This window comes from Williamsia herbipolensis (assembly GCF_000964005.1).
GTDB classification, from domain to species: domain Bacteria; phylum Actinomycetota; class Actinomycetes; order Mycobacteriales; family Mycobacteriaceae; genus Williamsia_A; species Williamsia_A herbipolensis.
This window is the reverse complement of sequence record NZ_JXYP01000027.1, coordinates 14299-28190: the sequence shown is the minus strand read 5'-3', so window position 1 is coordinate 28190 and position 13892 is coordinate 14299. Positions and strand designations below refer to the sequence as shown.

Genomic DNA, 13892 nt, shown 5'->3' with positions numbered 1-13892 from the left:
CCTCGCCGAGCTTCGACACCTCCGTGGGCGAGTTGCTCGCCGCGCTCTTCGCCGGCGCCACCCTCGTCGTCGCGCCGCAGGACGTGTTCGGCGGCGACGAACTCGCGGCACTCATCGCCGCGGAATCGGTGACCACGGTCGTCATGACCCCCACCGCGCTGATGACCGTCGACCCCGGCGGGCTCGACGAGGTCACCTCCGTCGTGGTGGGCGGTGACGTGTGTCCGCCCGAGCTCGCCGCCCGGTGGACGGGCCGTCTGCGCAACGCCTACGGCCCCACCGAGACCACCGTCATCACCACCATCACCCCCGGTCTGCACCCCGGGGATCGTGTGACCATCGGGTCACCGCTGCGCGGGGTGAGCGTGCGTGTCCTCGACGCCCGGATGCGCCTGGTGCCCAAGGGCATCGTCGGTGACCTCTACCTCGCCGGCCCCGGCCTGGCCCGCGCCTACCACGAGCGCCCCGGCGTCACCGCCGAACGCTTCGTCGCCGATCCCTTCGGCGCCCCGGGCGCGCGGATGTACCGGACCGGCGACCTCGTGCGGGTGAGCATCGATCCCGCGCTGCCGGCCACCTCGCTGGAATACGTGGGCCGCGGCGACTTCCAGGTGAAGGTGCGCGGGTTCCGCGTCGAACTCGGTGAGATCGACCGTGCCCTCGCCGATTCCGCCGACGTCGAGTACGCCGTGACGATCGGCGCCACCGGACCCGACGGTCAGACGGCGCTGGCGTCCTACGTCCTCGGGGCGCCCGGTACGACACCGGATCCCGACGCCCTGCGCGAGGCCGTCGCGGCGCGATTGCCGCAGCACATGGTGCCCGCCGTGATCACCGTGCTCGACGAGATCCCGCTGACCCCCATCGGCAAGCTCGACCGACGTGCACTGCCCGCACCGGAGTTCGTCGTCGTCGAACGGGAGTACCGGGCACCGCGCACCGCGGTCGAGCAGACCCTGGCGGAGGTGTTCGCCGAGGTCCTCGGAGTCGACACCGTCGGCGTCGACGACAGCTTCTTCGACCTCGGCGGGAACTCGCTGAGCGCGACGAAGGTCGTCGGCCGCGCGTCGGCCGCACTCGACACCGCCATCGGGGTCCGTGAGCTGTTCGCCGCGCCGACCGTCGCCGGGCTCGCCGAGCGCCTCGCTGCCGGCGAGGTCGGTCGACCGGCCCGCCCGCCGCTCGTCGCCCGGCCCCGTCCGGAGCGGATCCCGTTGTCGCTGGCGCAGACCCGCATGTGGTTCCTCAACCAGTTCGACCCCGAGTCGGCGGCGTACAACATCCCGGCCGCGGTCACGCTGCGCGGGAACCTCGACCTCGACGCCCTGCGGGCGGCGATCGGCGACGTCATCGCCCGGCACGAGTCGCTGCGGACGGTGTACCCCGACTCCGCCGCCGGCCCGCACCAGGTGATCCTGCCCGCCGAGCAGGCGATCCCGGACGTGTCCGTCACCGACGTCGACATCGCCGACGTGCCGGAGCGTTTGCGGGAGTTCCTGTCGGCCGGGTTCACCGTCACCGACTCGGTCCCCGTCCGGATCACCGTGCTCCGCGTCGCCGACGACCAGCACGTGCTGGCGATGGCCGTGCACCACGTGGTCGCCGACGGCGAGTCGATGGTGCCGTTCGTGACCGATCTGGCCCTGGCCTACGCCTCGCGCGTCGAGGCGACCGAACCGGCGTGGCATCGACTCCCGGTGCAGTACGCCGACTTCGCGATCTGGCAGCGCGAGCTGCTGGGCGACGAGGACGACCCGACCAGCCTGCTCAGCGCCCAGATCGCCTTCTGGAAGACGACTCTCGCGGCGCTGCCCGATCAGCTCGAGCTGCCCGTCGACCGTCCGCGACCGCCCGTGCAGTCGTTGCGCGGCAGTCAGCACGCGTTCACCGTCCCCGCCGACGTCCACCGTCGCATGGCCGACCTCGCCCGCACCCACAACGCGAGCACGTTCATGGCGTTCCACACCGCGTTCGCGGTGTTGCTCGGACGGCTCTCGCGCAGTCGCGACATCATCGTCGGCACACCGATGGCCGGGCGCACCGAACGCGAACTCGACGGCGTCATCGGCATGTTCGTCAACACCCTCGCCCTGCGCGTCGACGTCGATCCCGCCACACCGTTCGACCGCCTGCTGGAGACGACCCGCGACCGTGACGCGGAGGCGTTCAGCCACTCCGACGTCCCGTTCGAGCGGCTCGTCGAGGTCATCAACCCGGTGCGGTCCACCGCGCGCCACCCGATCTTCCAGGTGGGTCTGTCGTTCCAGAACATCGACCGCGCCGCGCTCGAGCTCGCCGGCCTGCGCATCGAACCCGTCGAGCTGCCCGACGGTGTGGCGCAGTTCGACCTGCACCTGATCCTGTCGCCGGAGTACGACGAGCACGGCGCCCCGGCCGCGGTCGAGGCAGTCCTCACCTTCGCCGACGACCTCTTCGACCGCGACACCGTGCGGGCGGTGGCGGAGCGTTTCACCACCCTGCTCACCTCGCTCCTCGAGGCGCCTGCCACCCCCGTCGGTGATCTGGCGCTGATGTCGGCGGCCGAGATCGAGGATGTCGTGCACGGCCGCAACAACACCGCCGTCGTGTTGGCCCCCACCACGCTCGCCGACATCCTCGCGTCGTCGTTCGCGGCCTACCCGACACGGGTGGCCCTGGACTCCGAGACCGGGTCGCTCGACCACGCCGCGCTCGCCGCCCGCGTCAACCGCCTCGCCCGTGCGCTCATCGATCACGGGGTCGGTCCCGAGGTCGTCGTCGGACTGGCCATGCACCGGTCGATCGACCTGGTCGTCGCGATGTACGCCGTCACCGTCGCCGGCGGTGCGTACCTGCCCATCGACCCCGACCATCCCGCCGACCGCGTGGCCTACATCCTCGACCACGCCGCACCGTCGGTGGTGGTGGTCTCCGAGGGCACCCCCGAGGTGGTCGCGGGTCACGCCGACGTCATCGATCTCGCCGAGGTCGATCTCGGTGCCTACGCCGCGACCGAGGTCGACGACTCCGAACGCCTGCAGACACTGCGTCCGTGGAACACCGCGTACGTGATCTACACGTCGGGCTCGACCGGGCGACCCAAGGGTGTCGCGGTGCCGCACTCGGCGATCGTCAACCAGCTCAACTGGCTGTCGGTGGAGTTCCGCCTCGCCTCCGACGACGCGCTGCTCCTGCGCACCCAGGCCACCTTCGACCTGTCGGTGTGGGAGTTCTGGTGGGCCGTCACCGCCGGTGTCCGCCTGGTGGTGGCCGGGCCGACGGCGCACCGCGACCCCGCCGTCCTCGCCGACCTCATCGAGCGACGCCGCGTCACCGTGACCACGTTCGTGCCGTCGCTGCTCGCGGCGTTCCTCGCCGACGTGCGGCCCGAACAGATCGCCGGGCTGCGCCAGATCCTCTGCATCGGTGAGGCGTTGACCGCCGACGTCGTCCACCGGCTCCGCGCGGTGTCGTCGGCGCGGGTGCACAACCTCTACGGTCCGACCGAGGCCGCAGTCAGCGTCACCCACCAGCCCGTGCCCGCACACGTCGAGTCCGTGGTGGGAATCGGTCGGCCCGAGTGGAATACCCGCGTGCACGTCCTCGACGACCGGTTGCACCCGGTTCCCGACGGCGTGACCGGTGAGCTGTACCTCGCCGGCGATCAGCTGGCCCGCGGATACCTCGCCCGTCCGGACCTGTCCGCCGACCGCTTCGTCGCCGACCCGTCCGGACCGGCGGGCACACGGATGTATCGCACCGGCGACCTCGTGCGGTGGGCCCGCGTGGGTGACGACCCCGTCCCGACCCTGGTCTACATGGGACGCAGCGACTTCCAGGTGAAGGTGCGTGGACTGCGCATCGAGCTCGAGGAGATCGAGCGTGTCCTGGGTGCCGCACCGTCGGTGCGCAGCGCCGTCGTCACCGTGCACCGCGACCCGCGGTCGGGCGAACACCTCGTCGCCTATCTGGTGCCCGCACCCGGGGCGAGCATCGACGAGCGCTCCGTCCTCGACGCGGCCGCCGCCGACCTGCCGTCGTACATGGTCCCGACCGTCACGGTGGTCCTGGAGTCGTTGCCGCTCAACATCAACGGCAAACTCGACCGCCGCGCCCTGCCCGAGCCGGACCTGCGCGGTGGTACCGACCACACGCGACCGAGCGGACCGGTGGAGGAGATCGTGGCCGGTCTCTACGCCGACCTCACCGGCGTCGAGACCGTGGGTGCCCACGACAGCTTCTTCGCCATCGGCGGCAACTCGCTGTCGGCGACGCGGGCGATCGCACGCATCAACGCGGCGCTGGGAACCGACCTGACGGTGCGCGACCTGTTCACCGACCCGACCGTCGGCGGGGTCGCCGCGGCCGCCGAACGCAGCGCGTCGTCGGACCGCCCGCGCCTCGTCGCCGGACCGCGCCCGGCGCAGATCCCGTTGTCGCCGGCCCAGAGTCGCATGTGGTTCATCAACCAGTTCGACACCACCTCGCCCGCCTACAACATCCCGTCGGTCATCCGGCTCGTCGGCGATCTCGACGTCGACGCGTTGCGGGCCGCGGTGGCAGATGTCGTCGCACGACACGAGATCCTGCGTACGCACTACCCGGCCGACGCGCAGATCGGCGGCAATGACCGCGCCCCGCGCCAGTCGATCGCCGACCACGACGACGCCGCCGCCCGGGCCCTGCTGTCGGTGGCGTCGGTCGCCGACCACGACGCGCTGCACACCGAGCTGATCCGTCTCGTCTCGACCGGTTTCGACGTCGCCGCGCAGGTGCCGCTGCGGATGGCGTTGCTGTCGGTCGCATCCGGCGCCGACGCGAATGGGACCCCCGACGCGAATGGGGCCCACGACGCGCATGCCGACGCCCCGCGTCGAGACGAACACGTCCTGGTGGTCGTCGTGCACCACATCAGCGGCGACGGGTCATCGGTCACGCCGCTGGCGCGCGACGTGATGACCGCCTACAGCGCTCGTCGCGGCGGCGAGGCGCCCGGGTGGCCGTCGCTGCCCGTCCAGTACGCCGACTACGCGCTGTGGCAGCGCGAACTGCTCGGTTCGGAGGACGATCCCGAATCCCTCGCCTCGCGCCAGATCGACTACTGGACCACGCATCTCGACGGTCTGCCCGATGTGATCGACCTGCCGACCGACCACCCGCGGCCCGCGGTCGCCTCCACCGCCGGCGCGAACGTCGAGTTCTCCGTCGACCCGGAGACCCACGCCGGTCTGACGCGATTGGCCGGAGCGCACGGTGCGACGCTGTTCATGGTGGTGCATGCCGCATTGGCGGTGCTGCTCGCGCGATCGGGCACCACCGACGACGTCGCCATCGGCACCGCGATCGCCGGTCGGGGCGACGCCGATCTCGACGACCTCGTCGGCATGTTCGTCAACACGTTGGTGCTGCGCAGCGAGATCGACCCGGCCGAGGGATTCGGGGATCTGCTCGACCGGATCCGCAGCACCGACATCGCGGCGTTCACCCACACCGAGATCCCCTTCGAGCGACTGGTGGAGAAGCTCGCACCCGAACGCACCACGGCGTATTCGCCGCTGTTCCAGGTGGTCCTGGCCTTTGGCAACACCGCGGGCGACGCCGAGTTCGAGTTGCCCGGGCTCACCGTGTCGGGACTCGACACCGACATCACGACGACCAAGTTCGACCTGCAGTTGACGGTCGCGCCGACCGGTGACGCCCCCGGCGGGCTCGATGCGGTGTTCACCTACGCCACAGCGCTGTTCGAACGCGAGACCATCGAGGCGATGGCGGAGCGGTTCGTCGCGGTCCTGCGGGCCGCGGTGAGCGACCCGACCGTGCCGGTGGGCGACATCGCCCTGCTGTCGCCGGCGCGGACCGCGCAGCTGTCGTCGATGACGGGGACTCCCGCGGCGCCGTCGCGCACGTTCGGTGAGATCCTCGACGACGCGATCGCGGCCAACCCCGACGGCACCGCCGTCGTCGCCGGCGGTCGGGTGCTCACCTATCGCGAACTCGACCGTCGCATCACCGATCTGGCTGCCGTGCTCCACGATCGGGGAGTTCGCGCGGGCTCGCCGGTGGGGTTGGCGATCGGACGTTCGATCGAGTCGGTCGTCGGGTTCTGGTCGATCGTGCGGGCCGGTGGTGCCGTGGTGCCCATCGACCCGAACTATCCGGCCGACCGCATCGGCTTCATGGTCGACGCCGCGGCCATCTGGATCGGCCTCACGGTCGACGCGTTGCGGGACCGCCTGCCCGACGCCGCGCAGTGGCTCGCGCTCGACGGAGTCGACATCGGTGACGGTGACGGAGTCGACACCGCTGCCGCACGGCGTCCGCCGGCGACCGTCGCGCATCTGGACGCGACCGCGTACGTCATCTTCACCTCCGGGTCCACCGGTCGCCCGAAGGGTGTCGCGGTGCCCCATCGCGGGCTGGCCGACGTCGTGGCGGAGATGACGAACACCTTCGACCTCGGTCCGGACTCGACGGTGCTGCACTTCGCCTCGCCGAGCTTCGACGCGTCGGTTCTCGAGATGCTGCTGGCCGTGGCCGCGGCGTCGACCCAGGTGATCGCGCCCGCCGACATGTTCGGCGGCGACGAACTGGCCCACCTGCTCGTCGAGCGTCACGTGACCCACGCGTTCGTCACCCCGGCGGCGCTGGCCACCGTGCCCACCGACGGCGTCGACGCGCTGCGCGTCATCTGCGTCGGCGGCGACACCTGCCCGCCGGATCTGGTGCGGCGCTGGGCCGTCGGGCGCTCGATGTACAACCTCTACGGGCCGTCGGAGGCGACGATCTGGTCGACACGTAGCGCCGCGATGGACCCCGCGCTGCCGCTGACCATCGGCGGACCCATCAGCGGCGTCCGGACCGCCGTCCTCGACGATCGACTGCAGTTGGTGCCGCCCGGTGTCCCCGGCGAGCTGTACGTGTCGGGCCCGTCGGTGGCCCTGGGCTACCTGACCCGGACCACGCAGACCTCGGCGTCGTTCGTCGCCGACCCGTTCGGCCCGCCCGGATCGCGAATGTACCGGACCGGAGACCTCGTCCGCTGGCGTGCCGGGGCCGACGGCCGATGGGAACTGGAGTTCAACGGTCGCAGCGACTTCCAGGTGAAGGTGCGCGGGTTCCGCATCGAGCTCGGCGAGATCGACGCCGTCATCGGCCGCGAACCCGACATCGGGTTCACCACGACGCTCGGTGTGCCGCACCCGGTGTCGGGCCAGACCATGCTGGTGTCCTACGTCCACGGTCACGACGGGCGTGAGGTCGACACCGCCGATCTCACCGCGCGGATCGCGCAGCGTCTTCCTTCGCACATGGTGCCGACGGCGATCGTGGTCCTCGACACCGTCCCGCTGACCCCGGCGGGCAAGTTCGACCGGAAGGCGTTGCCGGCGCCGACGTTCGTCGCGGCCGACCGTCCCTCCCGGGCCCCGGTCTCGGAGGTCGAGAAACGCCTGTGCGCGCTGTTCGCCGAGACGCTCGGCGTGCCCGAGGTCGGCGTCGACGACTCTTTCTTCGCGCTCGGCGGCGACTCGATCATGGCCATCGGACTGGTGTCGCGGGCTCGCGGCGCCGGCCTCACCTTCGCCCCGCGCGACGTCTTCGACCGCCGTACGGTCGCCGAACTCGCGCCGATCGTCGACACCGAGGGCGGGGCCGCCGACGCGGTGCTGCCCGAACTCGACGGTGGCGGCGTGGGATCGCTGCCGTTGACGCCGATCATGCGGTGGCTCGTCGACACCCGCGGGGAGTACCGCACCTTCTCGCAGGCGACGTTCCTGACCCTGCCCGCCGATCCCGGACACGACCGTCTCCTCGCGGCCCTCGACGCGGTCCTCGACCGCCACGACGCGCTGCGGGCACGTCTGGTGCTCGTCGGAGACGATCTCGAGGCCGACGGCGAGGACCGCCTCGAGATCCCGGCGGCGCGATCGGTGGTCGCGAGCGACGTCCTGACCCGCGTCGTGGTCGACGACCTGCCGGGCACCGACGCGTTCACCGCGACGGTGCAGGCCGCGGCGGCCCACGCCATCGACCGCCTCGACCCGGCGGCCGGTCGCATGATCTCGGTCGTCTGGTTCGACCCCGCCGACGAGCTCGGACCCGATGCGCGCGGACGTCTCTACGTCGTCATCCATCACCTGGTCGTCGACGGCGTCTCGTGGCGGATCCTGCTGCCCGACCTCGCCGTGGCGTGGGGACTGACGGGACCGGACGGCACGCCATCCGACGCCGTCCGCCCGATCGGCACGTCGTTGCGGACCTGGGCCCACGCCCTGCCCGCGGCCGTGGCGACCCGCCACGACGAACTGCCCCACTGGACCGCCGTCGCCGCCGCTGACGACCCGGACCTCGGTGACCGGCCCCTGGATCCCGCGCGCGATGTCGCGGCGACACTGCGCCGTGTCGAGGTCGCATTCGACGCCGACGTCACGCGGTCGCTGCTCAGCGGCGTCGCCGCGACCTACCGTGCCGGCACCGACGACGCGCTGCTCACCGCGCTGGCGCTGGCCGTGCGGCGACGGCGGCAGGCACGGGGCGTCGACGCGTCGTCGCTGCTGATCGAACTCGAGGGCCACGGCCGCGAGGAGGACGTCGTCGCCGACACCGCCGACGGCGCGCGCGCCGACTTGTTCCGCACGGTCGGATGGTTCACCTCGAAGTACCCGGTGCGGGTCGATCTCGACGGCATCGACGTCGACGACGCCCTCGCCGGTGGCCCGGCCGCGGGCACGGCCTTCAAGGCGGTCAAGGAGCAGCTGGCGTCGGTGCCCGACAACGGCATCGGCTTCGGATTGCTCACCACCTTCGGTGGACCCGAGGCCGACGCGCTCCGCAGCCGCCCCGAACCGCAGATCGCCTTCAACTACCTGGGCCGCAACGAATCCGGCACCGAGTCCGCCGCGGGTGACGCCGACTTCGGGTGGCAGGCGGCCGACGACGGCGGCCCCCTCGGCGGTGCGATGGACGACGCCATGGTGGTCCCGGCGGTGCTGACGATAAACGCCGTCACCGACGAGACCCCCGACGGCCCGCGGTTGTCGGCGTCGTTCGCCTACGCCGGTGACCTCCTCGACCACGACGAGGTCGTGGCGCTGGCCGACGAGTGGAAGCGTGCGGCGGCGGGTCTCGCGACCCACGGGAACAGTGCCGACGCCGGCGGGTTGACCCCCTCGGACGTCCCGTTGGTGCCGGTGTCGCAGAACGACATCGACGTCATCGAGGCCGCACACGGTGGTGTCGAGGACATCTGGCCGCTCGCCCCGCTGCAGGCCGGTCTGCTCTACCACGCCCAACTCGCCGGCGACGACGCCGTCGACATCTACACCGCGCAGGTGGTGTTGGAACTGCGCGGCCCCGTCGACGCCGACCGGATGCGTGCCGCGGTCAGTGCCCTCGTCGCGCACAACCCGGTGCTGCGCAGCGCCTTCCACACCGCCGGCGACGGCACCCCGGTGACCGCGATCGCCGACGCGGTCGAGGTGCCGTGGCGCGTCGTCGATCTCACCGGCCACCCCGACGCCGACGCCGAGGCCGACCGACTCCTGCGCGCCCACCGCCTCGACCGGTTCGACATGTCGGCACCGCCGCTCATGCGGTTCCTCATGCTGCAGGTGCCGGCCGGTGCCGACGGGATCCCGTTGGCGCGACTGTCGATGACCAACCACCACATCCTGCTCGACGGGTGGTCGGGACCGATCCTGCTGCAGCAGTTGTTCGCGCTCTACGCGATGGGCGGCGTCGACCATCTCCCCGTGGCCGACACTGACTACCGCGACTTCCTGCGGTGGTTGTCGCGTCGCGACCCCGAGGCCGCGATGACCTCGTGGCGGCACGCCCTCGCCGACCTCGAGGGCCCGACCCTGCTCGTCGAACGCCCGACCGACCCCGAGCAGCTGCGGCCCGACGACATCGTCCCGGTGGAGTACCCGCTCGCGATCGACCCCGAGACCGCGGCCGGCCTCGCCGAGCTGTCCCGCGAGCGCGGACTCACCATGAACACGATGGTGCAGACCGCGTGGGGCCTGGTGCTGGCCCGTTCCACCGGCGCCGACGACGTCGTGTTCGGTGTCACGGTGTCGGGTCGTCCCCCCGAACTGCCCGGCATCGGCGGGATGCTCGGTCTGTTCATCAACACCATCCCGGCGCGCGTGCGCCTCGACCAGCGCGAGACGGTGATCGGTCTGCTCGAGCGCGTGCAGTCCGAACAGGCCGGGCTCCTCGAGGCCCACCACATCGGGCTCCCGGCCATCCAGCGCGACCTCGGGGTACCGGCGCTGTTCGACACCCTCGTGGTGTTCGAGTCGTATCCGGTGGACCGCGAGGCGCTGGAGAGCGGATCGCAGATCGACGGCATGTCGGTCGACGGCGCGCAGATCAACGACGCCTCGCACTACCCGATGACCGTTCTCGCGCAGTCGGATCCGCACCTGTCGATCTCCCTGAAGTACATCCCCGCGTTGATCGGTCACGACCGGGCCGACGATCTCGGACAACGGGTACTGCGGGTGCTGCGCGCCTTCGCCCGCGCCGGCGCGACCCCGGTGCGCGACCTGCACCTGCTCGATGCCGACGAGGTCGCCGGACAACTCGAGTCGTGGAACGACACCTCCGTCGCGGTCGGTAACGCGACGGTGACCGAGATGTTCGCCCGCCGTGTGCGCGAGACGCCCGACGACGTCGCGTTCACCGACGGTGAGCGGACGGTGACCTTCGCCGAGTTCGACGCCATGGCCAACCGCCGTGCCCGCGTGCTGATCGCCTACGGCGTGGGCCCCGACGACCTCGTCGCCGTGGCGATGCCGCGGTCGTTGGAGCAGGTCGCCACCGTCTACGGCGTCGGCAAGGCCGGTGCGGCGTACCTGCCCATCGACGTCGACGCCCCCGCAGACCGCATGACCACGCTCGTCGCCGAAGCCGGTGTGCGCTGCGTCGTCACCGACGCCGGTCGCCTCGCCGCCATCCGTACGCTCGTGGCGCCGATCGCGTGCCTCGACCTCGCGGCACCGGGTCTGCGCCACATCTCCGACGCGCCGATCCAACCGACCGAGATGCGGGGCCGCGTCCGCGCGGCATCGCTGGCCTATGTCCTGTTCACCTCGGGATCGACAGGTCGACCCAAGGGGGTCGCGATCACCCAGCGCGCCCTGGCCAACCAGGTGCGGTGGATCGCCGAGGAATACCGACTCGGCCGCGACGACGTCGTCCTCCTCAAGACGCCGTTCACCTTCGACGCCTCGGTGTGGGAGATGTTCGCGCCGGCACTGGCCGGTGCCCGCACCGTCATCGCCGGACCGCGTGCGCACACCGACGCCACCGAACTCGTCTCGCTCGTCTCCGACCACGCCGTCACCGTCGTGCAGTTCGTCCCGTCGGTGCTGGCGGTCTTCGCCGAATCCGCGGGACCCGATTCCCTCGACTGCCTGCGCACGGTCTTCTCCGGTGGTGAGGCCCTGCCGATCTCGCTGGCCCAGCAGGTGGCGTCGACCTCGGGTGCCCAGGTCGTCAACCTCTACGGGCCCACCGAGGTCACCGTAGACGCGACGTCGGCTGTGGTCGTCACGGCCGGTACCACCTCGACGGCCACGACATCCGGGGCGACCGACGTGGTGCCGATCGGCCGACCGGTGTGGAACACTCGGGGCTGGGTCCTCGACCGGTGGTTGCGCCCGTGTGTGCTCGGCGCCGTCGGCGAGCTGTATCTCTCCGGCGACCAACTGGCCCGTGGGTACCTCGGACGCGCCGACCTCACCGCGGAACGATTCGTGCCCAGTGTGTTCGGTCCTGCGGGCGCGCAGATGTACAGGACCGGCGACCTGGTGCGGCGTCTGCCCGACGGGACCCTCGACTACGTCGGACGCGTCGACTTCCAGGTGAAGGTCCGCGGGTTGCGCATCGAGCTCGAGGAGATCGAGACCGTTCTCGCGCAGCACGATTCGGTGGCGCAATCGGCGGTGATCGCCCACGAGACCGAGGGTCGTACCCGACTCATCGGATACGTGATCGGCCACGGCGACGCCGAGGTCGACGCCGTCGGTGTCCGGGACCACGCGGGTCGGGTGCTGCCGCCGTACATGGTGCCCGACGTGATCGTGGTCCTCGACGAGTTCCCGCGTGGGCGCTCGGGCAAGATCGCGCGCCGCGAACTGCCGCTGCCGCAGATCGAGCACGTGGCGCGGCGGGCACCGGCCACTGAGTCCGAGGCGATCCTGTGCGGGATCGTCGCGGACCTCCTGGGCGCCGACGTCGGCGCCGACGACTCGTTCTTCGACATCGGCGGCGACAGCATCGGTGCGATGCAGTTGGTGACCAGAGCGCGCTCGGCCGGGATCCGGTTCACCGCACGGGATGTGCTCGAGAAGCGCACGATCGCCGCGCTCGCAGCCGTCGCGTCCACGCACGGATCGGGCACGGCCGCCGATCGTGTTGACGCGCATGCCGGTTCGGCGCCGCTGACGCCGGTCATCGAGAAGCTCCTCGAGCGTGGTGGGGACATCAGCCGCTTCGTGATGCCGATGGTGTTCACCGTTCCCGCCGAGGTGACCCCCGAGCAGATCGTCGCGGCGATGACCGCCGTCGTCGACCGACACGACGTGATGCGCTCACGGCTCGACATCGCGTCGCGGACACTGGAGATCGGCGCGGCGGGCACGGTCGATCTCTCCGCCGCGCTCACCCGGATCGACCTGGCCGCCGGCGAGGTGCCGGGCAGTGACGCCCACACCGCGCGCCTGCGCAGCGCCGTCGCCGACGCGATCGACGACCTCGACCCCGAGGCCGGTGCGATGCTGCGGCTGGTGTGGCTGGCCCCCGCGTCGCAGGGACAGACGGGACGGCTGGCCGTGGTCGCCCACCACCTCGTCGTCGACGCGGTGTCGTGGCGGATCCTGCAGTCCGACATCGCCGTCGCGGGTAGCCAGGTGTCGGCGGGTCACGCCGTCGACCTCCCCGACGCCGGTACGAGCTGGATCACGTGGAGCGCCGGCCAACAGGCCGCGGCCGCCGGGCGGCGCACCGAACTCGACCACTGGGTCTCCGTTCTCGACGGACCCGATCCGGCGTTGGGCACCCGGCGCCTCGACCTCACGACCGACCGCGTCGACCGTCTCGCCCGCGCCGAGCTGGTGCTGCCCGCCGAGATCGTGGGCCCGCTCGCCGCGAGTCTCCCGGCAGCTCAGGGGAAACCGGGGCAAGAGGGCACCACGATGGCCGACCTGCTCGTCGCGGGTCTCGCCACCGCGGTCGTCGGTTGGCGCCGGGACCGCGGATACGACGTCACCTCGACGCTGCTGACCCTCGAGGGTCACGGCCGGGAGGAGGTCGTCGTCGACGGCGCCGACCTCTCCCGCACCGTCGGCTGGTTCACCTCGATGTTCCCCACCCGCGTCGACCTCGACGGACTGGCCCTGCCGGAGATCTTCGATCGCCCCGAGGTGGCCGAGAAGGTCGTCGCACGCACCCGCGCCGCGATGACCGCGCACCCCGACCGCGGCATCGGGTACGGGATGCTGCGCCACCTCGACCCCGAGGGCCGCGAGCGTCTCGGTGGGTTCGCCGACCCGCAGGTCGTCTTCAACTACATCGGCGCCGTCCCCGGATCTGATGGCCCCGGATCTGATGGCACAGCAGATGTCGACGAGGTGCCGTGGTTCCCCGACATGCGCGGGCCGGAACTGCTCGATGTGCACGACCCCGAGGCCCTGGCCCGTGGCAACCGCATGCCCGCGCAGGCCGAGATCGACATCCAGTCGCTGTCGACCGTCACCCCCGACGGTCCGATCGTGCGGGCGATGGTGACCTACCTCGACGACGCCATCGACCGTGGTGACCTCGACGAGCTGATCGAGCACTGGATGCTGGCGCTGCGCGCGATCGCCGATCGCACCGGGGGAGACCGCCCCGACGACGACCGGAGCTGA

General features: G+C 71.5%; 1 protein-coding gene (running past one end of the window). It reads left to right on the top strand.

What is annotated here, in order from left to right; genetic code table 11:
• A protein-coding gene (locus TU34_RS14985) for a non-ribosomal peptide synthetase (protein WP_082080318.1) crosses the window boundary here: on the top strand, positions 1-13892 show its 3' end. It extends 20215 nt beyond the left edge of the window; the window shows 13892 of its 34107 coding nt (coding positions 20216-34107); the start codon falls outside the window, past its left edge; the stop codon is at positions 13890-13892.